This is a genomic window from Rhizobium album, from assembly GCF_003122325.1.
GTDB classification, from domain to species: domain Bacteria; phylum Pseudomonadota; class Alphaproteobacteria; order Rhizobiales; family Rhizobiaceae; genus Metarhizobium; species Metarhizobium album.
The window spans coordinates 202,344-228,279 of record NZ_QFBC01000008.1; the positions used below are offsets into that span (position 1 = coordinate 202,344).

The 25,936-nt window shown below is 62.9% G+C and carries 19 protein-coding genes and 2 pseudogenes; 7 read left to right on the forward strand and 14 right to left on the reverse strand.

What is annotated here, in order from left to right; all coding sequences use genetic code 11:
- Positions 1–7: 7 nt before the first annotated feature.
- The gene (locus DEM27_RS18500; RefSeq protein ID WP_109459727.1) at positions 8–1,228 is read right to left on the reverse strand and encodes a CaiB/BaiF CoA transferase family protein; all 1,221 of its coding nucleotides are present in this window, start codon (positions 1,226–1,228) and stop codon (positions 8–10) included.
- A gap of 119 nt (positions 1,229–1,347) precedes the next feature.
- Here DEM27_RS18500 and DEM27_RS18505 point away from each other — a divergent pair, with 119 nt between their 5' ends.
- Positions 1,348–2,154: an IclR family transcriptional regulator gene (locus DEM27_RS18505; protein WP_245445919.1), complete on the forward strand. Its 807-nt coding sequence runs from the start codon at positions 1,348–1,350 to the stop codon at positions 2,152–2,154.
- A gap of 24 nt (positions 2,155–2,178) precedes the next feature.
- Here the strand turns inward: DEM27_RS18505 and DEM27_RS18510 are convergent, their stop codons facing one another.
- Complete coding sequence (locus tag DEM27_RS18510) at positions 2,179–3,318, reverse strand: acyl-CoA dehydrogenase family protein (protein WP_109459729.1); 1,140 nt, start codon at positions 3,316–3,318, stop codon at positions 2,179–2,181.
- A gap of 130 nt (positions 3,319–3,448) precedes the next feature.
- Between DEM27_RS18510 and DEM27_RS18515 the strand changes: the two genes are divergently transcribed.
- From DEM27_RS18515 to DEM27_RS18530, 4 genes and pseudogenes are all read left to right on the forward strand, one after another.
- Entirely contained in the window at positions 3,449–5,620 is a 2,172-nt protein-coding gene (locus DEM27_RS18515; protein WP_109459730.1) for a dehydrogenase E1 component subunit alpha/beta, read from the forward strand.
- 52 nt (positions 5,621–5,672) lie between these two features.
- Positions 5,673–5,937: pseudogene (locus DEM27_RS34650) on the forward strand (DUF308 domain-containing protein); the annotation flags it as partial.
- Positions 5,938–6,166: 229 nt separating this feature from the next.
- On the forward strand, positions 6,167–7,090 hold the full coding sequence (locus DEM27_RS18525) for a helix-turn-helix domain-containing protein (RefSeq protein WP_165823483.1): 924 nt from the start codon (positions 6,167–6,169) through the stop codon (positions 7,088–7,090).
- Positions 7,091–7,208: 118 nt separating this feature from the next.
- The gene (locus DEM27_RS18530) at positions 7,209–9,383 is read left to right on the forward strand and encodes a TonB-dependent receptor (RefSeq protein ID WP_109459732.1); all 2,175 of its coding nucleotides are present in this window, start codon (positions 7,209–7,211) and stop codon (positions 9,381–9,383) included.
- 283 nt (positions 9,384–9,666) lie between these two features.
- Here DEM27_RS18530 and DEM27_RS18535 read toward each other — a convergent pair whose 3' ends face one another.
- Positions 9,667–10,758, reverse strand: a complete 1,092-nt coding sequence (locus DEM27_RS18535; RefSeq protein ID WP_420028838.1) for an IclR family transcriptional regulator — start codon at positions 10,756–10,758, stop codon at positions 9,667–9,669.
- Here DEM27_RS18535 and DEM27_RS18540 point away from each other — a divergent pair.
- Complete coding sequence (locus DEM27_RS18540; protein WP_245445921.1) at positions 10,730–12,682, forward strand: TonB-dependent receptor; 1,953 nt, start codon at positions 10,730–10,732, stop codon at positions 12,680–12,682. The two genes, DEM27_RS18535 and DEM27_RS18540, sit on opposite strands and share 29 nt — an antisense overlap.
- A 53-nt stretch (positions 12,683–12,735) precedes the next feature.
- Here the strand turns inward: DEM27_RS18540 and DEM27_RS18545 are convergent, their stop codons facing one another.
- Genes DEM27_RS18545 through DEM27_RS18560 form a run of 4 tightly spaced genes read right to left on the reverse strand, consistent with a single transcriptional unit; the run spans position 12,736 to position 16,565 of the window.
- Positions 12,736–13,656 (reverse strand): ABC transporter substrate-binding protein, encoded by a 921-nt coding sequence (locus DEM27_RS18545; RefSeq protein WP_245445923.1) that lies wholly within the window; start codon positions 13,654–13,656, stop codon positions 12,736–12,738.
- A gap of 43 nt (positions 13,657–13,699) precedes the next feature.
- A complete protein-coding gene (locus DEM27_RS18550; RefSeq protein ID WP_109459736.1) occupies positions 13,700–14,764 on the reverse strand; it encodes a FecCD family ABC transporter permease in 1,065 nt (354 codons plus the stop codon).
- Positions 14,761–15,774 carry a FecCD family ABC transporter permease gene (locus DEM27_RS18555; RefSeq protein ID WP_109459737.1) on the reverse strand — a complete coding sequence of 338 codons (1,014 nt, stop codon included), beginning with the start codon at positions 15,772–15,774 and terminating at the stop codon, positions 14,761–14,763. Before DEM27_RS18555 ends, DEM27_RS18550 begins: the two co-directional genes overlap by 4 nt.
- On the reverse strand, positions 15,771–16,565 hold the full coding sequence (locus tag DEM27_RS18560; protein ID WP_109459738.1) for an ABC transporter ATP-binding protein: 795 nt from the start codon (positions 16,563–16,565) through the stop codon (positions 15,771–15,773). The genes DEM27_RS18555 and DEM27_RS18560 overlap by 4 nt, the downstream gene beginning before the upstream one ends.
- A 109-nt stretch (positions 16,566–16,674) precedes the next feature.
- Here DEM27_RS18560 and DEM27_RS18565 point away from each other — a divergent pair.
- Positions 16,675–17,981, forward strand: a pseudogene (locus DEM27_RS18565) (NtaA/DmoA family FMN-dependent monooxygenase).
- Between the two features lie 27 nt (positions 17,982–18,008).
- Here the strand turns inward: DEM27_RS18565 and DEM27_RS18570 are convergent.
- Genes DEM27_RS18570 through DEM27_RS18600 form a run of 7 tightly spaced genes read right to left on the reverse strand, consistent with a single transcriptional unit; the run spans position 18,009 to position 25,825 of the window.
- Positions 18,009–19,523, reverse strand: a complete 1,515-nt coding sequence (locus DEM27_RS18570; protein WP_109459739.1) for a M81 family metallopeptidase — start codon at positions 19,521–19,523, stop codon at positions 18,009–18,011.
- A 25-nt stretch (positions 19,524–19,548) separates the two neighbouring features.
- Complete coding sequence (locus DEM27_RS18575) at positions 19,549–20,496, reverse strand: ABC transporter ATP-binding protein (protein WP_109459740.1); 948 nt, start codon at positions 20,494–20,496, stop codon at positions 19,549–19,551.
- Positions 20,493–21,458, reverse strand: coding sequence for an ABC transporter ATP-binding protein (locus DEM27_RS18580; protein ID WP_109459741.1), 966 nt, complete (start codon positions 21,456–21,458; stop codon positions 20,493–20,495). Before DEM27_RS18580 ends, DEM27_RS18575 begins: the two co-directional genes overlap by 4 nt.
- Complete coding sequence (locus DEM27_RS18585) at positions 21,455–22,312, reverse strand: ABC transporter permease (protein WP_109459742.1); 858 nt, start codon at positions 22,310–22,312, stop codon at positions 21,455–21,457. The genes DEM27_RS18580 and DEM27_RS18585 overlap by 4 nt, the downstream gene beginning before the upstream one ends.
- On the reverse strand, positions 22,309–23,235 hold the full coding sequence (locus DEM27_RS18590; protein ID WP_109459743.1) for an ABC transporter permease: 927 nt from the start codon (positions 23,233–23,235) through the stop codon (positions 22,309–22,311). Before DEM27_RS18590 ends, DEM27_RS18585 begins: the two co-directional genes overlap by 4 nt.
- Before the next feature lie 27 nt (positions 23,236–23,262).
- Positions 23,263–24,846, reverse strand: coding sequence for an ABC transporter substrate-binding protein (locus tag DEM27_RS18595; protein WP_109459744.1), 1,584 nt, complete (start codon positions 24,844–24,846; stop codon positions 23,263–23,265).
- Between the two features lie 58 nt (positions 24,847–24,904).
- On the reverse strand, positions 24,905–25,825 hold the full coding sequence (locus DEM27_RS18600; protein WP_109459745.1) for a MurR/RpiR family transcriptional regulator: 921 nt from the start codon (positions 25,823–25,825) through the stop codon (positions 24,905–24,907).
- Positions 25,826–25,936: the final 111 nt, after the last annotated feature.

Consider the following 25,936-nt stretch of genomic DNA (forward strand, 5'->3'; position numbering starts at 1 on the left):
TCGGGCGTCACGCGGCGTCATGGCAGGCGACTGCGCCCGCCGCTGCAAGCGCGTCGATCTCATGGGCGGAGAGCCCGAGAACGGTTTCGAGCACCGCCCTCGTATCTGCACCCAGCATTGGCGGAGCCTTGGGTGTGCTACCGTCCTGGCTTTCAAGGCCATGGGCGGAGCGGATAAGCCGGATCGGACCCAGTTCGGCATGCTCCAGTTCCTGGATGACGCCGCGTTGCAGAACGCTCGGGCTCTGCAGCGCCTCGGACACCGTCTTTACCCGACCGGCCGGCACGTTTGCCTTCTGGCATGCATCCAGCCAATGCTGGCACGTCTGCTGCTTGAGGGTATCGATCAGAGCCGGAATCAGGCTCTCACGGTTGACGGCACGCAGATGTGCGGTGAGGAAGCGTGGATCGCCGGCCATGTCCGGCCGGCCGATCACCTGTTCGCAGAAACTGCGGAAGATCCTGTCATTGCCGACGGCCAGCGCAAAGACACCGTCCGATGCGTCGAACACCTGATAGGGAACCACCGTCGGATGGGCGTTGCCGTAGCGCCTCGGTTCGACGCCGGCATTGAGATAGCCGGTGCCGACGTTGATCAGCATGTTGAGCGCCGAATCCAGCAGCGCCACATCGACATATTGACCTTCCCCGGTGTCGCGCCGCTGATAAAGGGCCGCGAGGATCGACTGGGTGGCGATCATCCCGGCGACGACGTCCGTGAATGCGACGCCCAGCCGGTTCGGCGGCCCGTCCACTTCGCCGGTGATCGACATCAAGCCGCTTTCGGCCTGCATGATGAAGTCGTAACCCGGCCTGTCGCGCTCGGGGCCGGTCTGTCCATAACCGGAGATCGAGCAATAGACGATGCCGGGATTGATCGCCCGGATCGCCTCGTAGCCGATGCCAAGACGGTCGGCGGTGCCCGCGGTAAAGTTCTCGACGATCACATCCGCCTTCGCCGCAAGGTCGAGCGCGATCTGCAGGCCCTTCGGGTTCTTGAGGTCGAGCGCTATGCTGTGTTTGCCGCGATTGGCGCAGAGGTAATAGGTGCTCACCCCCTTGTAGTTGGGAACGGACCAGGCGCGCGTGTCGTCGCCGCCGACTATGTTCTCGATCTTCCAGACTTCGGCACCAAGATCCGCCAGGCTCATCGTCGCCCACGGTCCCGCCAGCACACGGCTGAAATCGAGAATGCGTATACCCGCAAGCGGCATCTTTGGCTGCGTCATGATGGTCTTCCCAAAGGGTAGCGTGGCGACAATATTGACAAGCACTGCCCGACCCGTCAACATAAATGAAATTAATTTCCATTTTTGATCCGGGATGGCCGCTGTGGGAGTCGGACAGGTTGCGAAAGCGAAGCAAGTCGACTGAAGGTGCCGAGCCGGCAAGCTCCGGAAATTCGTCGGCCTCGCTCACGCGGGGCCTGGACATCCTGCGCGCCTTCACCCCCGATGACGCCACGCTGGGAAACCAGGAACTCATCGATCGAACCGGGCTGGCTGCGGCCACCGTCTCGCGACTGACCTCTACCCTCGTCGGCTTGGGCTACCTGCATTACGATGCGGCGCTGGGCCGCTACAGCATCGGTGCGGCGACCGTTTCTCTCGGTTACTCGGCGCTGAGTTCCAACCCGATCATCCATATGGCCCGGCCCCTGATGCAGGAACTGGCGGACTGGACCGGCGCCGCCGTGGCGCTGGGCACCCGCGACGGGCTCGAAATGGTCTATCTCGCCAATTGCCGCTCGATGTCGCCGGTCACGCTGCAGCTCAATGTCGGATCGCGTATACCGCTGGCACGAACGGCCATGGGCCTTGCCTATCTCGCCGGCCTCGATCCAGAAAAGCGTGGCGCTCTCGTTGAGCAACTGAAGCAGGGGGATGCGGACGGCAGCGAACGTTTTGCCGCAAACCTGGAACGCGCGATCCGGGATAAGGTTGAGCACGGCTACGTGACGGCCTTTGGTTCCTGGCACAGTTACATCAATGCCGTCGGCGTCACGTTTCACCCCGCCGACGGTTCGCCGACGGTGGCGCTGACCTGCGGTGGCATCGTCGATATCCTGCCCGCCGACCATTGCCGCAAGACTGTCGGCCCGAAACTGGTGGCACTGGCGGCGCAATTGCGCCAAAGACTGACGGGCCGCCGGTAGCCATATTCGGCATGGACGCTGGCGTCAGGCGTTCAGCATTTCGCGGGCGATGATCAGTTGCTGGATCTGCGACGTGCCCTCATAGAGGCGGAACAGCCTGACGTCGCGGTAGAAATGTTCCACCGGATAGGCCTGCATATAACCGGCGCCGCCATGGATCTGCACCGCCCGATCGGCAACGCGGCCGACCATTTCCGAACAAAACAGTTTCGCGCTCGCTGCCTGCTGGATGATGCGTTCGCCGGCATCGAACATACGCGCCGCCTCCAGCACCATGGAGCGACCGGCGAAAGTCTCCGTCGCACTGTCGGCCAGCATGGCCTGGATCAGCTGGTGTTCGGCAATAGGCTTGCCGAACTGGACGCGGCTCCTGGCGAAGGCGACGCTTTCGTCGCAAAGCCTCTGCGCCGTGCCGGTGCAGACGGCGGCGATGTGGAGCCGGCCGCGGTTGAGAACCTTCATCGCCGTCTTGAAACCCTGACCCTCCCGGCCGCCGATCAAGGCATCGGAGGGAATCCGGCAATTGTCGAACATCACGTCACAGGTGCGGGTGCCACGCTGCCCCATCTTCTTGTCGACAGGCCCGAGCGACAGGCCTGGGCTGTCGGCCGGTACGATGAATGCTGACACACCCGCCGCGCCAGCCGCGCCGGTGCGGGCCATGACGGTGAAGACATCGGCCACCGGCGCGTTGGTGATATAGCGCTTGGTGCCGTTGAGCACGTAGGAATCGCCGTCCTTCACCGCCGTCGTCTTGACCGAGGCGGCGTCCGAGCCGACATCCGGCTCCGTCAGCGCGAAAGATCCGACCACCTCGCCGCTGGCCATGCGCGGGAGCCAATAGCTTTTCTGCGCGTCGGTGCCGTCGAGAATGATGCCTTGCGCGCCGATGCCGTTGTTCGTGCCGATGACCGAGCGGAATGCCGGGGAGGTGTAGCCCAGTTCGAGGGCCACAAGCGCCTCTTCCTCCATCGTCAACCCCAACCCGCCATAGGGCTCGGGTATCGACATGCCGAAAAGACCCATCGAGCGCATATCGTCGATGATGCCCTGGGGTATTGCGTTTTCGTCTTCGACCTGCGCTTCGGCGGGCATCAACCGCTCGCGGACGAAGCGGCGCACCGTTTCCGCAAGCGCTGCGATGAGATCACGATCCCTGATCATGGATGAACTTTCACGAGATGAAGAGAGGTGGCCGAGGCTCGCACAGCTTCGTTTGACAATCAATCAAAATCGGAATTAATTTCCATAAATGAAATTCGGAACGCTCCGACGGTCTTTTGAAAGGAAGCCCATGGTCACCCAGCTGTCGATCTCGCCCAAGGCGCCATGGTTCCGTATCGAGGTGGACGAGGCGGACTGGCGGAACGAAGATGCCCGCAATCTCGTCAACTGGTATGGGCAGATGCTGCTCGTCCGGCGGTTCGAGGAGAAGTTGCTCGATCTCGAAAAGGCCGGGCTTATCCACGGCCCGGCCCATGCAAGCATCGGGCAGGAGGCCTGCGGTGTCGGCGCCATGTCGGTCCTCGGTACGGATGACAAGATCAACGGCACGCATCGGGCGCATCACCAGATGCTGGCCAAGCTGGTGAATGCCGAACTGCCGGAGAATTTCGACATCAGCCGCGATGCCTTCGCCGAGGGCATGGATACCGCCATTTATCGTCTGATGGCCGAGATCATGGGCCTGTCGCCAGGCTATTGCGGCGGCCGCGGCGGTTCGATGCATATGCGCCATGCCGATGCGGGCATTGTCGGAACTTCGGCAATCATCGGAGGAAATCCACCCCACGCCGTCGGTTATGCACTGGCCGACAAGATGCTGGGGCGGGACGCCATATCCGTGACTTTCTTCGGCGACGGCGCAACGCTTGCCGGCACGACCTACGAAGCCATGAACATCGCCGCTGCGCAAAATCTGCCGGTGATCTTCTTCATCGAGAACAATCTTTACGGCGTCTCGACCCACATCTCGGAGGTGACCCGCGAGACGCGACTCGCGTCGCGCGGGGTCATGCTCGGCATAACCGCGATCGAATGCGACGGCATGGACGTGGTCGCCGTTCACAGGGCGATGACGGAGGCACGACGCATCATCGGCGAGACGAACGGCCCCGTCGTCATCGAGGCGCTGTGTTACCGGCATCTCCACCAGTCCGGCAGTCGCGCCGGAAGCGATTTCGGCTATCGCTCGCGCGAAGAGGAAACGGAGTGGAAGAAACGCGATCCCGTCAACCGGGCGCATGCCCGGCTGACGGCGCTCGGCCTCCTGAGCAGCGAGGCGTCCTCTCGCATCGACAGTCTGGTGACCGAACGCGTCGCGGCAGCCGCGTCACGCCTGACGGAGCCGGTGGCCGGCGGCAATACGCTGCGGATTCCCGCCCGCCTCTATCCCGATCCGGCAACGGTGGACGACGGCATTGTCGGCACGCTCGCCGAACTGCGGGGAGCCCGCTTTCTCGATCATGACAAGATGCGTGCCGGGGCGACCGAGACGCTGAAATATGTCGCCGCCGCATCCGAAACCATCGCATCCGCGATGGCGCGCGATCCGACAATCATCGTCATGGGCGAGGATGCTCACCAGATGCGCGGCGGCGTCAGCGGATTTACCAAGGGCGCATTGGAACGCTGGCCCGAGCGCATCCTGCCGATGCCGATCGCCGAAAACGGTTTCACCGGGGTTGCGCTGGGCGCGGCGCTCAACGGCCTCCGGCCGATCGTCGAGATCATGTTCGGTGATTTCTGCTTCACGGCCGCAGACCAGATCGTCAACGGCGTCGGCAAGGTGCGGCATATGTTCGGCGGCGGTTTTCCGGTGCCGCTGGTGCTGCGGGTGCGGATTTCGCCGCATACCGGTTACGGCTCCCAGCATTCGGGCGATCCGTCGGCGCTCTTCGGCATGTTTCCCGGCTGGCGCATCGTGATGCCGACTACGGCGTTCGACTATATCGGCCTGATGAATTCGGCCTTGCGTTGCGATGATCCTGTCGTGCTGTTCGAGCACGTCGCCTTCTACCAGCGCGAATTCGACGTGCCGGCAGGGGATCGCGACTTCTGCATCCCCTTCGGCTCCGCCCGCGTCGTGCGGCCGGGAACGGCCTGCACCGTGCTTGCGACATCCGTCATGGTCCAGAATGCTCTCGACGCAGTCGAAGAGAGCGGCATCGACGCCGAAGTCATCGATCTGCGCAATCTGGATCATCACGGCATGGACTGGGAAACCATCGGTCGTTCGATCCGGAAGACAAATCGCGTCATTATCGCCGAGCAGACTGCCCGCCGGCTGTCGATGGGAGCGACGTGGTGCGCCGAGATTCAAGAGCGGTTTTTCGACTATCTCGACCACGAAATCGTCAGGGTGACGGGAGGGCTGGCGGCCCCGACGGTCTCCTTGCCCCTGAACCTGGCCGCACTCGCAAACACGAACGATCTCCGCGAGGCCATGTCGAAGATGTGTCGGTAAGGGCATGTCTTGGGGACCGTGCGTGTCTCGATATCCGCGGCATGTCATTGATGGCGCCTTCGGCCTGTGGGCGATCTTCTCGGGGCTGTTGCAGCTCGGCGCGGCCGTTCGCCGGTGGAAAACGAGCGGTGGTCAATCGGCAGTGATTCCTGAGTGGCGGGCGGTGCGCCGTCGCAGGGGTTTTCTTTATTCTCCAGGCTCTCGGGCCTGAAGCTCCGTCGATAGCCAATATCGCAGGTTACGCCGGCGTCGATGCCTTCTATTTCCTCGTCTCAGCCGTATGGCTCGGCGTAAGCGAGTTACGGCTGAAGGCATGACGCTGGACTGCTGCGAGAAACTTGAATAATAAAATCAAGTTAACCGGCAAAGCGAGCCGGTCTATTTTGGATGGCATATGAATCTCCATGCGGAACGGCGTATCGTGGCCAAGCGCAATCAGAATGGCGGGGTCGTGCCTGGCCACTATCCAGGCCAGGCGATCTCCCCCGTTGCGCCGGCACGCAGCCATCCCGCGTGTTTGTCATCCTTACCGGGAGGGGCCGGGAGATGACCGAGGCCATCCCGCCTGACGTCGAGCCTTCCGTCGTTGCGGCAATGGTGGAACCGGAGGAAATGCAAAGCGAATCGCGTCGCTGGCGCGAAGTCAGTCCGGGCATGTTTCTCGGCGTCACCGATCTTTCGCTGGAACGGTCGCTTGCCTATCAGAGCCGGACATTTCCCGCGATCTGCCTGTCGGTCGTGCTTGAAGGGTATGCGACCAACACGACCGAAGGCATCGAAGGTGGCTTCTGCCCGGACGAGGTATGGATCACGTCCACCGGTGAAAGCCGGGCAACGAGCATGACGATCCATCCGGACCACCCCGTGCGCGTGGTGGAACTGCTGCTGACCCCGGCCTGGGTCGAGCACAATCTGCCTGCCATGAAGGACGATCCGACGTTCGAGGCCATGCAGCGCGCCATGCGGCAGCCGGTGATGATCCGCCGGCATCCGCTCGATGCGCGGTTGCGGCAGATCGCATGGTCCGTGCTCAATCCGTCGGCGGTCGGCGCCTTCATCAACGTGCATCTCGATGCCAGCGCGATGAGCCTGCTCGGTTTTCTGGCGGAAGCGTTCAGGCCATCCGAGGTTGCGGCCACAGCCAGCCTTACGGCGAGATCGCTGGAACGCATGCTGGAGATCCGGCGGCATATCGATGCCAATGCCGCGGCCATCGATTCGCTTGCCGCGCTCGCTGCCGGCTTCGCCATCAGCCAGAGCAAGCTCAAGCAGGATTTCCAGCGCGCCTTCGGCGCCAGCGCCCGGGAGTACCTTCTGGAACGGCGTCTCCTGATCGGCCGCAATGCCATCCTGCGCGACGGCCTGAGTATTGCAGAAGCGGCCTACAGGGCGGGCTACCAGCACCCGGCCAACTTCACTTCCGCCTTTACCAGGCATTTTGGTTATCCGCCTAGCCGATTGAAATCTTGAACGATTTTAAACTGGATAAGAATCGTAAGCTTTTTGTCGAAACGCATAAGCCGACCGCCTCGACCCTCCCTTCCGCCATGACGATAATCCGCGCCAAATCGGGTTAGGGGATTGATCGATGAAGACTGCTATCGGCTTTGCCGTGCTTCTGGCTGGCGTCAGCCAGCCTGTTCTCGTTCGGGCGCAGGAGGCTGCCGGCGAAACGGTTCTGAAACCGATTCTCGTAACGGCGGAAAAACGCACGGCCGAAAGCAAGGACGTGCCGGCCAGCATTGTGGTGAAGACGGGCGAAGCGCTGTCCCTGCGCAAGACGAAGCGTCGCGACGATGCGATTGCCGCCGAGCCGAATGCCCAGACGGGTGCGGTCACGGCAAAGCTCTATACGTCCTTCACTGCCATCCGCGGCGTCGGCTCTGCCCTCATCGAAAGCGATCCCTCGGTCGGCATCTATGTCGATGGCATCGGTATCGGCAATGCCCAGGCGCATAGCGGCACACTGCTCGATGTCGACCGCATCGAGATTTTGCGCGGGCCGCAGGGAACGCTTTACGGCCGCAACAATATTGCCGGCTCGGTCAACATCATTTCCAACCTTCCCGATCCAGACGTTACCGGCGGAGAGGTGGGGGTGGACTTCGGCCGTTTCGGCACGCTGGGCACCACGGCTGTCTTCAACACGCCGATCGGGGAGAGTGGCTGGGCGGCGCGCGGAGCCTTGTCGGCCTCGAAAACGGACGGTTTTCTTCACTCGACAGTGGATGGCAGGGATCTTGACGGCGGCAAGGATATACATGGCCGCTTCAGCGTCGCCGGCGACATCACCGACAATCTCGAATTCCTCGGCATCGTGGATGTCGAGCGCCAGGTGCTGGACGGCGAGATGTTCGGCATGCCGGAGGCGGATTTCCTGAGGGGCCGGCGCGGCGTTGCGGTCGATGATCCGACACGCATCGACAGCGACCTCGCCACCGTCTCGGGTCAGTTGACCTACCGGCTCGACAATGGCGACAGCATCGTCTCGATCACCGGATTCCAGAAAAGTGCGGTGGGCGTGAAAGGAAACGGCTTCCCGCTCGGCTATTTCGCTGCCTATGACGGGCTGTTCCAGTCCTTCGGTTTCCCGGATTTCCGCTACCGCGCGGAAAATCCGTTCGACAGCGATTATCGCCAGTGGTCGCAGGAGCTACGCTACATTTCGGAAGACAACGAACGTTTCAACTGGGTCGCCGGCCTCTATGGCGAGTTCTCCGAGGCCTCGCGTATCTACGGTGCGAACAGCACCTTCACGGGTGGCGAGGCGACACTTTCGACCCGCGGCGACACGGATACGGTTTCGCTCTCCGTCTTCGCGGACGGCACCTACGCGCTGAACGACCAGTGGAAGCTTTACAGCGGCCTACGCGTCGGCCATGACCGTAAGACCTTCGACTACGATTTCACGGCCAATACCGCCGCCCAGCTTCTCGGCCTTACGGGAACCTTCGCACCAGGTTACAACGCGAAGCTTTCCGAAACCTACGTCACGCCGCGTCTCGGCCTGCAGTTCGAGCCGATGGAGGGGCTGAACCTCTATGGCGGCGTTTCCAGCGGCTACAAGTCGGGTGGCTTCAATTCCGGCTTCGTCGGCCTGGGCGACGAGGGCGCCTACGATTCGGAGCGTGTCGTCAGCTACGAGCTCGGCCTGAAATCGGCAACGCTCGACGACCGGCTCAAGGTGGAGGCGTCGGTTTTCTATATCGATTGGCGCGACCAGCAGGTTCAGGGTTTCAATGCGCTGACAGGGGCAACGCCGATTTCCAACGCGTCGCGCAGCGAGTCCTGGGGCGGCGAACTGTCCGTTGCCTATGACGTTGACGATCACTGGTCGCTGATGGCCGCCGCCGGTTATGCGGATGCGACCTACAAGGACTTCCGCAACGCCCGCGCGCTCGATGGTTCCGGCACCGTCGATGTCAGCGGCAACCAGCAGCAATTCGTCTCGCGCTTCACCGGTTCGGCGGGCCTCGCCTACCAGTGGGAGACCGGATGGCACGATCTCGTCGGCAAGGTCGGCGTGAACTACCGCTACCGCTCAAGCTATTATTTCGATGTCCAGAACACGATCCGCCAGAAGGGTTATGGCCTCCTGGACGCCTATGCCGGCCTGGAGAACGACCGTTATGCGGCCTATCTCTTCGCCAAGAATATCGGTGATGTCGACTATCGCATCGTCGCCGCCGATCTCGGCACCGGCAGGCTGGTCTCGCCCGGAGACCCGTTGACCTTCGGCGGCAGCTTCAAGGTCAAGTTCTGAGCAGCCGATGAGAGGGCACACAACAGGCGTGCCGGACCAACGGGAACGCGATGTTGCCGGCAGCGGTGCTGCCGGCCGTCTGTGGTCGCTCAAAACGGGCAGGCGTGGTCGAACGGGGCTCGTCATGGCGACGGCCACCGCCGCCGTGGTGCTGGTCGCGCTCGCCATGGGCGCATTGGTTGTCCTGGATCGGGAGATGGCGCTGTTCTGGTCCGCCAGGTCTCCTGGGCGCGGTTGTTCTGTCCTTATGAGACGTCGATGGGTGTTCGAGGGCAGGCAAGGCTCACCCGGTATGCTGCGCTACGGCCTGGCCACCATTCGTCTCCTTGTTGACGGCGTTTGCGGCATACAGGAGAGCATGGCGATCCTCCAGCGTGCGCAGTTGGCCTAGGTCCGTGACCGTGGTCATGACGCACACCAGCTCGTTCTGCGCGTCGAAGACCGGCGCTGCCTGTCCGGTCACGCCCGACAGCAGGTGACTGGTCAATTCGGCCCATCTGGTCTCTCGGATCGATAAAAGCAGGTCGTTTTTGGCCGCCGTTCCCCTGAAATGCGAGGGTTGAAGGCGCCGTGCCTTGCCGATCGTCTCTTTTGGCAAAAAAGCCTGAAACATCAGGCCGCAGGCGGTGTTGTCGATTGGAAGGACATCGCCCAGTCCAAGTGAACTGATCGAGAAATACGCGCTACGATACCACCTGACCAGCACGGGGCCCCTGTCGGTCCAGATCGCCACGCCGCCGCTGACCGCGTGCTTGCGCGCGAGTTCCTTCATGTGACGTGCGGCGATTTCGACGGGCTCGATCCGCTTCAGGGCGCTGACACCGATATTGAGCGCAGTGGAACCCAGGTCGTAAAGCCCGGTCGCCGCGTCCTGTGTGGCGAGCCCCTCCTTGATGAGGCTTTGCATGTAGCGGTGGGCCGTCGACAGGCCCGTGCCGGTCTCCCGCGCAAGCAGGCTGAGGGCCAGGGGGCCGGGGGCCGCGGCAAGCGCGTTGAGAAAGCGGGCAGCGATGGAAATGGATTGGATCGTTCCAGATCGCTTGGCGGTCGGCGCCTCGTCGGGCGCTTGGGAAGAGGAGCTTTGACGCACGTGCTTTACCTTCTGGCGTGATGGCCGCGACAGTCCGTCAGCTGCATGCCGCCGCTCCCGGTTCGCCGGGAAGATAGAGGCCGCGTCGCGATCCATCAACAGTGATCGAGCGGCGGCGGCACGCCGTTGCACGCGGGCAACAGATTGGCCCGGATTTTTTCGCGGATGGAATTGCATGCGACAGCGATATTGAAATGCGGAACTCATTCTGTAATGTGGAACTTGACTAGGCCCCACGGAACTGAAGGCAATCGTGGTGACGGGCGAAAAGGTGGCGCGCAGCATCCAGCGCACGGCAAGCTCCGTCGCGGTCGTCACGGCCGAAGACATCGAGGAGAAGGTTCAGGCCGCACATGTGGACGATTTCGTCCGCGACACGCCGAACATCCTCTATCACGACACGGTCAGCGCCCCGGTCATTCGCGGCATGGACGGGCAGGGGTCCAACTTCGGTTCGGGCGCATTCTTCGGCGGCACCGTTCCCCGCGCAAGGATCAACCTCGACGGCCATAATCTGGGCTTCTGGGAAACCGTCTTCGGAACGACGAGCGTCTGGGACGTCGACAATATCGAAGTCTTCCGCGGTCCGCAGACGACGACGCAAGGCGCCAACAGCATCGCCGGCGCTATCATCGTCAATACGAAGGATCCGACGTTTACGCCTGAAGGCGCAGCACAACTCGAATATGGCAGCGGCAACAACAAGCGGGCGTCCGTCGCCGTCTCGGGGCCGATCGTCCAGGATGAACTGGCGGCGCGCCTTGCGCTGGATTACAGCGGCCGGGATACCTTCATCGACTACATCAACGGTCTCTACAACAAGGGGGCAACCGATACGGATTTCGAGGCTTTCAGCGGTCGCTTCAAGCTGCTCTGGCAACCCGCCGAGATTCCTGAGCTTCAATCCAAGCTGACGATTGCGCATATGCGATCGAACCGGCCGACATCGGAGGCGGCCTCCATTCCTTATGGAAACCTGGACAGCGCAACCTTGTCGATGCCGACCTACGAGGCGCGCACATGGACCGGGATCCATGACCTGAGCTATGATTTTGCAAACGGAATCAAGCTCACCAATCAGTTCCAGTATTCGGACGGCCATACCAAACGCGTTGCCGAACCCTTCACGAACGGTGGCGCGACGATGGACTACAAGGACATCTCGAACGAAACACGAATCAATATCGGCAGCGAAGACGATGCCTTCAGCGCGGTCGCCGGCATCTATTACAACCATGTCACATCCGAAGACCTGCTTTATACGCGCGGCGTTTCGCAGTTCGACGATACCAAGGACAGCCTCGGCCTTTTCTCCGAGGCGACGTGGCGTTTCGCGGAACAATGGTCGCTGAGCGCCGGTCTGCGCTATCAGTATGACAGGGTGCAGCGCTCGGGCACGTCCAGCTTCAGCAAGCAGGCGCTGGACTTTGACGAAAATTTCACTGCCCTGCTGCCGAAGATCTCGCTCGCCTACGACATTACACCCGACGTCACGGTCGGCGCGCTTGTCAACCGGGGTTACAATCCGGGCGGCGCCGGCCTCAGCTTCGTGACGGGGCAATATTATTCGTTCAATCCCGAAACGCTGTGGAACTACGAGCTGTTTACGCGGATACGCACCCTGGATGACCGCCTGACCGTCAATGCGAACGTGTTTTATACCCAGCACAAGAACTCGCAGCGGGTTGTCCCCGACTATCTGAACGGCGTGCTCTTCGGCAGCATCGTTCTCAACGCCGACAAGGCGGAATCCTACGGCCTGGAAGTCAGCGCAGACTACGAGGCGCTGGATAACCTGCGCATTCGCGCCGGCGTCGGCTTGCTGCATACCAACCTCAGCCGTTTCACGAACCCGGCCGGTGTCGCCTTCCAAGGAAACGAGTTCGGCAAGGCACCGGGCTATACGTTGAACTTCGGCGTGGATTGGGATGTCACGGAAGACGTGACCTTGAGCGCGGAAGTGCGCCACACCGACGGTTATTATTCGACGGATGAGAACTACCCGGCCTACCGGGTCGATTCCTACACGGTGGCCAACGCCCGCGCGACATACACTCCGAAGGAAAACTGGCAACTCTACGCCTATGTCGACAATATCTTCGACGAACGCGCGCCGACCTGGAAGTATGACGACCGCACGGCCGGCGGCATCGTGGCATCCATGCTGGAGCCGCGTGAATACGGCGTCGGTCTGAAGGTAAAATTCTGATCTGATCAACGGGCGAGCCTGATCCGGCTCGCCCACGCAGCTTTTTCCCCGGCCTACCGTTTGGCCCAGGCCTCAATCGCGTCGAGCGTATGTTCGGCGCTTGCGATGGTCGGCAACGACACTTTGGCGGAATCGAGGTAGAGGACGCGCCCCTCCTTCGCCGGGGTCACGAATTTCTCCCAGCCCGGAACGATGCGCTCCAGGGCGGCCTTCGTGCCGTCCGCGTCGCGGGCATCGCCCATGTAGGTATTCATCAGCACGAGGAGATCGGGATCGAGGCGTCCGAACGTTTCGGCGCCGAGAGGCACGAGCAACATCGAGCCTCCCTCGCCGGCCGGCGCTTTCTCCGCCGTCAGCGGCAACCTGGCATAACCCAGGTCTTCGAGAGCTTGCACCGCGCCAGACATGTCGCCCAACGCGTTGAGCTGGTCCGTCAGGAAGACGGCGAGATAGGTCTTCGGTTTTCCATCCGCCGGCAGTGTCTTGCGCACGGCCTCCACCCGGGCGGCATAGGCCGCGCGGCGCGTCTCGAACGCCTCCTTCTTGCCGACGACGGTTGCGAGGTCCTCCTCGACGCTGAAGCCGTGTGCCTTGCCGCTGCTGACATTCTGCAGATAGACCGGCGCCACGGTGGAAAGCTGCTCGACCTTTTCGACGTCAATCTCCATGCCGATGATGAGATCGGGAGCCAGCGCCCGCAGCTTTTCCAAGTCGATCTGTCCGACAGGCCCGATGCCGCGCGGTTTCGGCCGGCCTGTCCCGAAGACGGTGTCGACGAAATCGACTGCGGTGACGAAGCTGCCGTCGTCCTTGCGCCCGTAGCTGCCGACGACATTGACGCCAAGCTCCATCAGCGGCAGGCCGAGCAACGGCTCGTGCATGACAACCACGCGGGCAGGCTCTTGGGGTATTGTGACCGAACGTCCCGTATCGTCGGTGACCGACCGGTCGGCCGCCAGAGCCGAACTTGCCATGAGGATTGCGGTTGCGAGTGTGGGAAAGCGCATGAGGAACCTTTCAATGGAGCTGCAATCGGCGAAGCGCCTGCAGGCGCAACGCAAGGATGAAAAGCGAAACGCCGATCAGCGTCAGGCCGAGGCCGATCGGCAGGGGCAGGTCTCCGATCATCGAGCGGGCGAGCGTATCGGCCGCCACGACCAGGATTCCGCCGGTCAGCGCCGAGAGGAAAAGCCGGGCGCGTCCGCTGGCGGGAGATAGGAAACCGGCGAGGCGGGGCGCGAGCACGCCGAGAAAGGTGAGCGGCCCGACAGCCGTAACCGCCGAGGATGACAGCAGAACCGCGAAGATCAGCAGAAGAGGGCGTGAGCGCCTGACCGGTTCGCCAAGGCTCATGGCAAGCTCGGCCCCGAGATCGTGCGCGCTTGTCGCTCTTCCCAGCAGGAAAAGGCCGAGCAAGCTCGCAAAGAACAACGGCGCAAAGGTTCCGATGGCACTCCAGTTCGCCTGGAAAAGCGATCCCGCCATCCAGTCGGCAAGGGCAAGCGAGGTCTCCGGCGGGGTGTAGAGCAGAAGAAGGGAGCCGACGGAAGACAGGACCGTCTCCACGGCTATGCCCATCAGCAGTATCGCAAGACCGCTTGCCCTTTCTCCACCCACCAGCCACAGCAGCGCCAGCGCGACCCCGAGCCCGCCTGCGAAGGCGGCAACCGCAATGGCAAGTTTCGGTGCGGCAGGAGCAAGCACGAGCAGCAGCATGATCGTCGTCATCGACCCCTGGCTGAGACCGAGCAGCCCCGGATCGGCAAGCGGATTCCGGGTGATGGACTGCAGCATGGCGCCGGCAAGCGCGACCGCCCAGCCTGCCATGAAACCCATGACGATCCGTGGCAGCCGCACCGTCCAAAGTGCATAGGCCTGATCGGCGGATGCCGGCTCACCGGCGATGGACTGCAAGAGTTGCAGGAGACCAGCGTCCGTCGCTCCGGAACCCAGCGAGACGGTTGCGAGAAGGACCGCCGTCACAAGAAGAGCAGCAGCTGAAAGGAGATTGCCGACCCGAATTTCCAATCCGCCAGAAAAGCGCAGGACAGCCTTGCCGTCGGTGGCGCGCGCCGGTCTCATAGCTGTTCCCGCATGTCAGGCGAGAGATAGAACCGCTTGACGATGATGGCGAAAGCCAGTCCGCCGAGCAGGTCCAACACCAGCCCCGTATGCAAGACATAGGGGTGGAAAAGCTCCCTCGCTCCCAGGTCGGCGAAAAGGCACAGGACTGCGCCTGACAAGATACAACACGGCAGGGCGAGGCTTATATTTGCGCCGGCGAGCGGGCGGACGAGATGGGGAACGACAAGGCCGATGAAGCCGATCGGTCCGCAGATCGCGACAGCCGAGCCCGCGCCGAGCACGGCGGCAGTAAGAGACGCCATCGATACCGCCGTGACGTTGACGCCCGCGGACAAAGCCTTTTCCCTGCCGAGCAGAATGAGTGTCAGGGCACGCGACAGCATGCCAAGGGTAAGCAGGCACAGGGCGCCGATCCACCAGAAGGCAGAGAGCCGGTCGATATAGACGTGATTGATGTTTCCGCTCACCCAGCCGAGAAATTCGGCGCGCCGCATGGGGTCCGACAGCAAGAGTGCGTTGGTTGCACCGACCAGCAGCATCGACACCAGCGCTCCCGACAAAATCAGCGATAGGCCGCGCGGATCGTTGCGCCTGCCGGCCAGCCGGGCAACGGCCAGACATGCAAGAAAACCGCCGCAGGCGCCGGCGAGTGCGGCCAGTCCTTGCGTTTCAATGCGGATATCGAGCAGGAAGACGCCGAAGATCACGGCGAGCGTCGCTCCGGAATTGATGCCGAGCGTCGAGGGCGAGGCGAGGGGGTTGCGCACGAGACCCTGCAGGACGCAGCCGGCCGCGGCCGTCATCGCGCCCGCATAGATCGCCATCAGGGCGCGCGGCAGGCGCTGGAAGAGGACGACGGACTGGTCGTAGCTCTCCGCCTCGCCGTTCAGGAGCGCCGCCATCACCTCGGCGGCGGGCGGCGCGTTGCGGCCGACGAACAAATGTATCGCCAGCGCCGCCAGGAGCAGCAGCACCAGCGCTGCCGGGAAAAGCACGCGGTTTCTCATGGGCTGGCCGCCTCGGAAGAGGGCAGGCGGGGGAGGAAGACCAGGCGACCCTCGCGTGGGAAAACCTCCGCCTCCAGGTCGAAAACCCGGGCGACGTTCTCGCTCGTGACGGTCGAGGGCACGGGACCCGATGCCAGGATACGGCCGGCCTTCATCAGAATGATGTCGTCGGCGAAGGCTGCGGCGAGGTTGAGGTCGTGCAGCACCATGATTACGGTCTTGCAATGGTTTCGCACCAGGGCACGGACAAGGCTAAGTACCGCGTACTGGTACTTCACGTCGAGATGGTTGACCGGTTCGTCCATCAGGACGATGTCGGTGTCCTGCGCCAGCACCATGGCGATCCAGGCGCGTTGGCGCTGGCCGCCCGAGAGCGTGTTGACCGGAAGGTGCGCCTTGTCCGCCAGCCCCACCGTCTCCAGCGCTTCGCGGAAAAGCTGGCGATCGCGGTCGGATGGCCCGCCCATCAGGGAGTAGCGCGCGTAACCGCCAAGCTCGACGAGTTCTCCCAGCGTCATGTAGTCCGGGCAGGAACTTTCCTGCGCCAGATAGGCGATGCGCCGCGCCAGCATCCGCCGGCCGATTTTCGTGACGGGCTGGCCGTCCAGGCTGACGTCACCCCGTATATCCGGCAGGAACCCCATGATCGTCCTGAGCAGGGTCGATTTACCGCATCCGTTCGGTCCCGCCAGCACGGTCAGCCGTCCGGCCGCAAACGCTGCGGAAACACCCGTCACGACGGGTGTCTTTCCATAGGATGCAGTGATGTTGGATAATGTGAGCGATGACATGAAGCCGCTCCGAACCGCTTGCCGCGCCGATAAACTAGAGTAATAAAAGAAGCTATTATAGAATCGGAATGACTTCCGCAATGCGGGATGAACGGGGCGGTGATCGATCATGGGCGCGTGCAGGAAACTTCACATCGGAATGTCGCTCGCCCCCACATGGCTCAGCGGGGATGCATGGCGGCGCGCCGACAGCGAGGTCGAAGGTATTCTCTCGAGCGATTATTACCTCGATATCGCGCGGCGGTCCGAGGCTGCGCATCTCGACTTCGTCTTCCGCCCCGACGCCTTGTTCCTGCCGACTCAGATGCTGGAGAGCGGTCCGGGTTTCACCAGCCTGGATCCGACGGTCCTGCTCGCGCCCTGGCGCGGGAGACGACGCGGATAGGCCTGCTTTCGACCGTATCCACGACATTCCTGCCTCCCTACGTCGTGGCGCGCCAGATCCAGTCCCTTCACTGGCTGAGCAATGGCAGGGCCGGCTGGAATATCGTGACGGCGCTCGACGGCAACGAGAATTTCGGCTTGGCCGAAATGCCCTCCGCCGAGGAGCGTTATGCCCGCGCCGCGGAGTTCACGGAGGTCGTCCGCCTGCTTTGGGAAAGCTACCCTGCGGATGCGATAAGGGCGGATCGCGTTAGCGGCGTGTATGCCGACACCGCGCGGGTCAGGTCGATCGCGCATGTGGGCAGGCATCTGAGCGTCAAGGGGCCGCTGACATTGCCGTGCTTCGGAAATGCGCGTGTCCCGCTCATCCAGGCTGGCGCATCGCCGGCAGGACGGAATTTTGCCGCGTCGATCGCCGACGCCGTCTTCGCGTCCACCCCGGACAAGCAGGCTGCGATGGATTTGCGCCTCGACCTTCGCAGAAGGGCGGAAGGCCATGGGCGGCAGGCAGGCGATATTCTCGTCATGCCCGGCCTCAGTCTTTATCTGGCGGACAGCCGGGCAGAAGCGAAGGATCTGTTCGCCGCCACCCATGCGCACGCAGACCGGGCACGAGCAATCGCCAGCGTCCGCGCCATGATCGGTCTGGATCTCGCCGATTGGCCGCAGGACAAAAGGATAACCATCGGCGATCTCCCGACGATGCCGCAGGCGCCGCGCAGCCGCACCCACAGTGAACTGCTGCGCCGTGCGATCCTCCGCGACGAACCCACCGTCGATGAATTGCTGCGCCTGCCGGAAGTCATGGCGTCCGCGCATTGGCAAATCGTCGGAACGGTCGACGATGCGCTCGCCGAAATCCGGGACTGGATGGCGGACGCGGCGATCGATGGTTTCATCGCCGTGCCCGGCGGGTCGGTGACATCGATGCGGCTGGTGCTGGAAAGGCTCGTTCCGTCATTGGCCGACGCCGGCCTGTTCCGCAAGCACTACGAAGCCAGCACCTTCATCGGCCATCTGGCGGAAAGGTAGCCCGAGCGACGAGCATATGTTCGGGACTTACCTGTCGAATTCGAAACCGGTCTTGTCGAGCGGCCAGATCGGGCGCTTGACGCGATTGTAGGGGCGCAGTTGCGCGCGTGGCGTGGCAAGTGCGCCGCTGTCGCAGACGATCACCTCCCCCGCCAGCGGCTCGAAGGCTGCCCGGAAATGTTGCATCGATTTCAGCACCAGGAATTTTAATGCCGTCGGCTCGATGTTGAAGGTGCGCAACTGCTGCAGATCCAGCATCTGACCAGGGATGGAAACCACCAGAATGTCGATCCCGCCGGTCCTGAAGACGGCCGTTGGGCCGAAGGTGTGAGTGATGCCGCCGAGGATCGGGCCGTCGCCGGTGTAGACGCCGTCCGCCAGATGTTCGATCGTGCCGGTGAGCGTCAGAGGACCTCCGCCGAACACCGGATCGACCTTGCCGCCCAGCTGAAGCGTGACGGAATCGCCGACCTTGTGGTTATGCAGGAAGCGAGCGGCTTCCGGATCGATGATCGGCGCAAATCCGCCGCCCGAGACGCCCGCTTCGAGAAGGGCGGCAAGCAGGGCCGTTGCGTCGCCATAGGCGCCGGCACCGGGATTGTCGGCATAGTCGGCGATGACGAGCGGGCCGGAAGAGGCGTCAAATTCCATTGCCCTGCGCGCGGCGGCGGCCGGGGTCAGGAAGGTGTTGAAGACGCTGTCCCGTTGTTTCCAGATCGTGTCGGCGATGTCTTCCGCAATCATGCGTGCCCTGTCGGCGGCGCCGGCGACATGCGTGTCGTGCGTGACAAGCACGGTCGGACCCGCTTCCGCGACATCCGCCTCGGCAAAGGAGGCGTTGATCGAAACGGCGAGGATGCCGGCTTCCGCTTCATGTGCCTTGGCCCGGTCGTAGAGGCTTGCGGTTTCCGGGACGTCGGTCCGGCCCGAGTTCGCTTCTTCCAGAATCGGGCGATGCGCGCGGTAGGTGGCGGGTTGCGTCGCCCCACGCATTGCGGCATCGAGCAGGCGCCCGGCGTGACGGCCGGTTTCGCGCATGTCGATATGCGGATAGGTCTTGTAGGACACGAAGATCTGCGCCTGCCGGATCATCGCCGGCGTGGCGATGGCGTGAAGGTCGAGCGTGACGGCGATCGGCAGTTCGGGGCCGACGATGGCGCGCAGCCGCGACAGCAGTTCACCTTCTCCGTCCTCACAGAAATCCGGGACCATGGCGCCGTGCAGGCCGAGAAGGATGCCGTCGAGCCCGCCACCTTCTTCCCTCGCGGCATCGCAGATCAGGCCGGCAATGTGATCGAATGCGGCCCGCGAAACGCGTGCGCCCGGCGTGGCATGTGCCGAAACGACATGCCGGATCGTCCATCCGGCTTCCCGGCCGGCATCGAGGAAGCCGGCGATTTCGGCATTCACGTCACCGAACCGACCCGTCGCAACGTCGCCGAGATCGAGCGTTTCGCGTCGAAAGGCGTCCAGATCCGTGCTGCCTTTCTTGAAGGTGTTGCTTTCATGGACGAATTCGGCAGTGAGAACGCGGAAGGACATCGGGGCGATCCTGACGGTAACGGGATTAGAGCGGATTGAAACAGGCGACCGCATGGCCGCCCTCGGCGACGAGGGGCGGCTGCTGCATGCGGCAGATATCGGTGACGCGCGGACAGCGTCCGGCAAAGGCGCAGCCGGACGGCAGGTTGAAAGGGGACGGGATTTCCCCGGCAAGCGGCGCGAGCGTGCGTCGGGCCGCGGGATCGGGCGAAAAATTGGAAGCGAGAAGGGCGCTGGTATAAGGGTGCCGGGGCGCTGATTTGGGATCGGGCAGAATTTCACAGACGGCGCCGAGATACATGACGACGATCCGGTTGCAGAAGTAACGAACGAGGCCGAGATCGTGGGAGATGAAAAGATAGGTCAGTCCGAAGCGGTCGCGCAGCGATGACAGTAGCTCGATGATCTGGGCCTGGATGGAGACATCCAGCGACGCCGTGGGTTCGTCGAGTACGATGAATTCCGGCTGCAATACCAGCGCCCGTGCGATGCCGATGCGCTGGCGCTGTCCGCCGGACAGCTGGTGTGGATACTGCGTCGCCATCGTCTGCGGCAGACCGACGGTTTCCAGCATGGTTTCGACCGTTCTTGCCGGCATGCGGCGCGATTGCACGACGAAGGGTTCCGCGAGGATATCGGCGATGGAGTAGCGTGGATCGAGTGAGGAATAAGGATCCTGGAAGACCATGGCCATCCGCCGCCGTGCGGCGCGCAGGGTCTTGGGAGAGAGGGCCGTAATGTCCGTTCCGTCGAGCCTCACCCGGCCGGACGTCGGTTCGATCAGGCGCATGACGAGCCGGGCGAGCGTCGATTTCCCGCAGCCGGACTCGCCGACGACACCGACGACTTCGGCGCGGTTGATCGTCAGGTCGACGGCGCGCACCGCGGTCATGCTGCGTTGGCGTGCAAAAAGGCCGCCGCCCGCATGAAATTGCTTGGTCAGTCCTTCGACCTGAAGAAGCGCTTGCGTCATGATGTCTCCGCCTTGGCAAAATGACAGGCGACCGATCCGCCGGACGGCAGGGCGCGCAGTGCCGGGCGTTCCTGCCGGCAGAGATCTGCGGCATGGGTGCAGCGCGGGTTGAACCGACAGCCGGAGGGATAGCGGCCGGATACCGGGACGGCGCCCGGAATGCCGTGCAGGCTGCCCGGGGCCATGCCGTCGCGTGGAATGCAGCCGATGAGCGCGGCCGTATAGGGATGGGAGGGGGCCTCGAAAATCGGCTCCACCGCCCGCTCTTCGGCGATGCGCCCGGCATAGAGCACGGCCACGCGGTCGCAGACCTGCGCAACCACGCCCATGTCGTGGGTGATCAGCAGCAATGCCAGGCCGCGATCACGCGAAAGCCGCGTGAGGATCTGGATGATCTGCGCCTGCACCGTGACGTCGAGTGCCGTCGTCGGCTCATCGGCGATGATCAGCTCGGGGTCGCCCGCCAGCGCCATGGCGATGACGATACGCTGCTTCATGCCGCCGGAGAGCTGGTGAGGATAGGCTTCCGCCACCGCACTCGGTTCGGCGATGCGAAGCTGCGCCATCAGATCGAGCGTGCGCAGCCGTGCCGCCTGCGCCGACAGGCCGAGATGCAGCCGCGAGACGATATCGATCTGTTCGCCGATCCGCTGCACGGCATCGAGTGCGGTCATCGGATTCTGCATGACGAAGCCGAACCGTTTGCCGCGCAGGCTGCGGAGACGGGCCTCGCCGATGGCGGTCAGATCCATGCCGTCGAAATGGATGGCGCCTCCGGTGACCTTGCCGCCGATCAGAGGCAGCAGCCCTGCTATCGCGAGTGCGGTCAACGACTTGCCCGAGCCGCTTTCACCGACGAGGCCGAGAACCTGGCCGCGATCGAGCGTCAGACCGATACCGTCGAGCAGTCGCTTGCGGCCGATATCGACGCAGACATCGGTGAGGCGCAGAAGAGGTGTCATTTTCCCCTCCGGACTTGATCCTTGATGTCGAGGGCAGCAATGAGCGCATCGCCGAAGAGGTTGATCGCCACCACGGTCACTGCGACGGCGAGACCGGGAAAGATGATGATCCAGGGCGCCTTGAACAGGAGTGCCGAACCCGAGGACATCATGGATCCCCAGCTCGGCAGCGGCGGTTGCGCGCCGAGGCCGAAGAAGCCGAGCGTCGCTTCGAGGATGATGGCGTCACCGGTCGCCAGCATCGCGCTCACCAGGACGGGTGCGAGGGCGTTGGGCACGAGGTGGCGGAAGAGAATATGGCCATGGCTGGCGCCCAGGCTCTGTGCCGCCTCGATGAAGGTTTCACTTTTCAGCGTCATGATCTGCGCGCGGGTGAGGCGCGCGAATTGCGCCAGATAGGCGACGGCGATGGCGGCCATGGTGCCGCTGGTGCCGGGGCCGATGATCGCCACCAGCATGAGCGCGATGAGGATTTCGGGAAAGGACCAGCTGAGATCGACGACGGTGGTCACCATGCGGTCGAAGCTTCCGCCGAAATAGCCGGCAGCGGCCCCCAGCGTCATGCCGCAGACGACCGAGATGAGGATGGAGATGCTGCTGACCGAAAGCGATGTGCGCGCGCCATAGATCAGGCGCGTCAGCAGGTCGCGGCCGAATTCGTCCGTGCCGAGAAGATGGCTGGCCGACGATGGCTGGAAGGCTTCCTTCAACACCTGCGCATCATAGGCATAGGGTGTCAGAAGCGGTGCGAAGAGTGCGGCCAGCACGACGCATGCCAGCCAGGCGCCGGCTATGGCGCCGCCGGGGCGCCGCAAGATCGTCCGCAAAACGGTGAGATGCCGCGACAAGGTCATGCAAGCGCCCCCCTGACGCGCGGGTCCATCGCCGCTTGCAACAGGTCGCCGAAGAGGGTGCCGAGCATCACCGCCATCGCCAGCATCAGCAGGCTTGCCTGCACGACGGGATAATCATGCTGGTTGAGGGCCTTGATGAGCAGCGTGCCGAGGCCCGGCCTTGCAAAGACCACCTCCACGGTCACCGCTCCTCCGAGAATCCAGCCGATGCGCAGGGCGAGGATCGTGACGACCGGGATCAGCGCGTGCCGCAATACATGCCGGAGCTGGATACGCAGCGGCGACAGGCCCTTGGCATGCAGCAGCATGACGAAATCCCGCGAGGCGACATCGATCATCGACACACGGGTGATGCGGGCCACGAGCGCGGTTCCGCCAAGGCCGATGGTCAGCACCGGCAGGACGAGCGAGGACCAGCTGCGTGCGCCGGAGACCGGGAACCAGCCCAGTTGCACCGAAAAGGCAAGGATGAGAAGCAGGCCGAGCCAGAAGCTCGGCAAGGTGGAACCGAGCAGCACGCCGCCCATGATGGCGCGGTCAAGAAAACGATCGCGATTGAGCGCGGCGACGAAGCCCAGCAGAATGCCGACGACCGACGAAAAGAGCAGCGCCAGGCCGCCGAGGGCCAGCGAATGCGGCAGCGCCTGGCCGATCAGGTCTGCAACCGGCCGGCGCGCGACGATCGCCGTCCCGAGGTCGCCGGTCAGCAATTTGCCGAGCCAGATGGCATATTGCACCGGCAGCGGCCGGTCGAGGCCGTAGCGTGCCATCATCTCCGTACGCTGCTCGACGGGCGCCCCGACCTTCAGGAGATTGTCGATCGGATCGCCCGGCAGCAGATGCAGGATGAGAAAGATGATGACGGAAACCGCGAGGAACACGGGCACCAGCATGAGAATGCGCCGGATGGCATAAGCAAGCATGTCAGGCTCCTCGCGTATCGGTCCGCATCACTCCTTGACTTCGATGTCCATGATGACCGTCGCCCCGACCGAAGGCGCGTGAATTTCCGCCGGCAGCACCAGGCGGTCCTTGTTGTAGCTGACGGAGGTGACGGGCTGGTAGATCGGCGCCATCGGGAACTGCGACAGCACATATTCATGATAGGCTTTGAAGTTCTGGATGCGCTCGGCCATGTTCTTCGAGCCGGTCATCGCCTTCGCGCGCAGTTCTTCGGCCTTCGGATCGTTGAACATCGAGACGTTCGGATAGCCCAGCCGGTCGCCGCCGAAGAACCAGTCGATAATGTCGGCATTGTCCCAGTTGTAGGAGCGGATGGCCAGTTGCTGGTTGCCGCTCTTGTACTGGTCGCGGATCGACGAACTGTCGAAGGTGGTAATCTCGCTGTCGATGCCGACGGCCTTGAGTTCCGCCTGCACGACCTCGGTCAGGCGGCGGAAGCTGGAGTCGCTTTGCGTCCAGAGCGAAACCTTGAGCGGCTTGCCGTCCTTGGCGCGGATGCCGTCGGCGCCCTTCGCCCAGCCGGCTTCGTCGAGAAGGGCGTTGGATCGATCCGGATCGTAGGAAATCTTGTATTTGGCATCGATATCGGCCTCCGGCAGGGCCGAGATCAGGAAGGTGTTGGCCACCTCGCCGACGCCGCCATAAACGGAGTCGAGAATCTCCTTCTGGTTGATCGCCTTTGCCGCTGCTTCACGAACCTTGATGTCGGTGAACGGTTCCTTGGTGACGTTGATCGGCATGTAGGCCACATCCTGGCCGGGCAGGGTCAGGACCTCGAGATTATCCTGTGCCTTGATCTCGGTCAGGAAGTCGGTCGGCACGCCAAGCAGCATGTCGACACCGCCGGATTTCAGTTCCAGGAAGGCCGTGGAATCTTCGGCGATCTCTCTCAGCGTCAGCTTGGCGATCTTGGCCGGCCCGCGGTTCTTGGCGAGCGGCGAAGCCCAGGCGTAGTCATCGTTGCGAACGAGAACGGTTTCCTGACCGACGACGAAGCTTTCGAGCTTGAAGGGTCCGGTGCCGTAGACTTCCGTCACGCCGTAATTGTCGCCCAGTTCGACGAAGGATTTCGGTTCGATGATGCTGAGGTAGCTGGAGGAAAAGTTGTAGAGAAGATTGGGTTCGGGATTGGACATCACGAACTTGACCGTCGCGTCGTCGATGACCTCCACCTTGGCGATCGCCTTCGTCATGTAGGCGTTTTCGCTGGCCTTGAAGAGTTCCAGCCACTTGGCGATCGTTTCGGCGTTAAAGGGCTCGCCGTTGTGGAATTTCACCCCCTTTTTCAGGTGAAAGATCCACGACATGCCGTCCGGCGCTTCCTCCCAGCTTTCCGCCAGCCAGGGGTGGAAGGAAAGGTCCGCATCCTGGGAAACCAGGCGGTCGAACAACAGGGTGGTGGCGATATTCAGGTTCGACGCCTTGATCGGATTGTAGGTCGGTGCACCGACCTCGTTGGTCGCGATCACGAAAACGGCTTCCTGGGCGAGCGATGCGCCGTGGTTCGCCAAAAGGGCTGCAAGGCTGATGCCCGCAGCGGCGAGGGTTTTGCGAAGTGCCAGGCTTTTCATGGTGTTCCTCTCTCTCGGGTTTTTATTTTTACTGGTCGATCGTTCTGTTTTCCGGCCGCTACTGGCGGCGGAACATTCCGGTATGTCCGATGAAATCGTCGTAATAGGCGGAGATCTTCGCCATGCGCGTTTCCACTTCGGCGCCGAGTTCCTTGAAAACGCCGTTGACGAAGAGGCCGATCAGCGAGGACATGGCTGATGTGGTGTCCCAGAAATGATTGAGGTCCGTCGGCACGGCAAAGACTTCGTCGACGATTTCCATTGCCCAATCGCAGTAGGGATCGGTGATGAGGGTGACGGGTATCCCTTGCTTGTGGGCTGCCGCGGCAAGGTCCCGCGTCAGGCGGGAATATCGACGGCCGTCGATGAGGACAAGGCCGGTATCTTCCGGCGGCGAAAGCAGGATCTCGCCGAAATGACCGCCGGCGATATCGGCCAGATGGACGCCCGGCCGAAGATATTGCAGATTGTGCACCAGTTCGCTGGCATGGCCGCGTTCCGTCTGGAAGCCCGCGACATAGATGGCCTGGCGAAGCGCCAGGCGCTTGACGGCCCGTTCGAAGGCCGGCGTCGCGGCGAGCTCGTAGACAGCCACGAGGGCGGCCATTTCCTTTTCGAGCGCGCGCGCCAGTTCATCGTTTCCCGTCCGGCTGCGGCGATGAAAATCCTGCAGCCGATCGCCGATGAGCCAGGCCTGGTTGCCGAGGTCTGCCTGCAGTCCGCCCTTGAAATCCTTCAGGCTGCGATAGCCGATCGTTCGGCAGAAACGCCCGATGGAAGCTTCCGACACACCGATCTTCGCGGCGACGGTTGCAGCCGTCTCGAAAGGCAGCGATTGCAGGTTGGTGAGAAGATAGGCTGCGATCGCCCGTTCAGCCGGCGTTCCCGTGACCGATGAGTGTGTCAGGCGCTGGCGCAGGTCCCCGTTCGGGCCTGGCGCACCGTTACCGCGTTGCTTGTCGTGCGCGTCGTCCGGCATGACGTGTTCCCCTCTTGCACAAAAGACTGACAGAAAACTGTCAACTGGTCAATCTTGCAAGAAAACCAAAATTCGCTTAGCCTGACGGGCAGAATGAAGGGTCGTTCGGCG

Excerpts from the sequence above, each read along its gene's own strand:
- DEM27_RS18525 (WP_165823483.1), top strand. The coding sequence starts at position 6,167 with ATGACCGAGGCCATCCCGCCTGACGTCGAGCCTTCCGTCGTTGCGGCA.
- DEM27_RS18570 (WP_109459739.1), bottom strand. The coding sequence starts at position 19,523 with ATGTCCTTCCGCGTTCTCACTGCCGAATTCGTCCATGAAAGCAACACC.
- DEM27_RS18590 (WP_109459743.1), bottom strand. The coding sequence starts at position 23,235 with ATGCTTGCTTATGCCATCCGGCGCATTCTCATGCTGGTGCCCGTGTTC.
- DEM27_RS18535 (WP_420028838.1), bottom strand. The coding sequence starts at position 10,758 with ATGCTGCGCGCCACCTTTTCGCCCGTCACCACGATTGCCTTCAGTTCC.
- DEM27_RS18545 (WP_245445923.1), bottom strand. The coding sequence starts at position 13,656 with ATGGCAAGTTCGGCTCTGGCGGCCGACCGGTCGGTCACCGACGATACG.
- DEM27_RS18560 (WP_109459738.1), bottom strand. The coding sequence starts at position 16,565 with ATGTCATCGCTCACATTATCCAACATCACTGCATCCTATGGAAAGACA.
- DEM27_RS18585 (WP_109459742.1), bottom strand. The coding sequence starts at position 22,312 with ATGACCTTGTCGCGGCATCTCACCGTTTTGCGGACGATCTTGCGGCGC.
- DEM27_RS18550 (WP_109459736.1), bottom strand. The coding sequence starts at position 14,764 with ATGAGACCGGCGCGCGCCACCGACGGCAAGGCTGTCCTGCGCTTTTCT.
- DEM27_RS18510 (WP_109459729.1), bottom strand. The coding sequence starts at position 3,318 with ATGATCAGGGATCGTGATCTCATCGCAGCGCTTGCGGAAACGGTGCGC.
- DEM27_RS18555 (WP_109459737.1), bottom strand. The coding sequence starts at position 15,774 with ATGAGAAACCGCGTGCTTTTCCCGGCAGCGCTGGTGCTGCTGCTCCTG.
- DEM27_RS18500 (WP_109459727.1), bottom strand. The coding sequence starts at position 1,228 with ATGACGCAGCCAAAGATGCCGCTTGCGGGTATACGCATTCTCGATTTC.
- DEM27_RS18530 (WP_109459732.1), top strand. The coding sequence starts at position 7,209 with ATGAAGACTGCTATCGGCTTTGCCGTGCTTCTGGCTGGCGTCAGCCAG.
- DEM27_RS18600 (WP_109459745.1), bottom strand. The coding sequence starts at position 25,825 with ATGCCGGACGACGCGCACGACAAGCAACGCGGTAACGGTGCGCCAGGC.
- DEM27_RS18515 (WP_109459730.1), top strand. The coding sequence starts at position 3,449 with ATGGTCACCCAGCTGTCGATCTCGCCCAAGGCGCCATGGTTCCGTATC.
- DEM27_RS18595 (WP_109459744.1), bottom strand. The coding sequence starts at position 24,846 with ATGAAAAGCCTGGCACTTCGCAAAACCCTCGCCGCTGCGGGCATCAGC.
- DEM27_RS18575 (WP_109459740.1), bottom strand. The coding sequence starts at position 20,496 with ATGACGCAAGCGCTTCTTCAGGTCGAAGGACTGACCAAGCAATTTCAT.
- DEM27_RS18580 (WP_109459741.1), bottom strand. The coding sequence starts at position 21,458 with ATGACACCTCTTCTGCGCCTCACCGATGTCTGCGTCGATATCGGCCGC.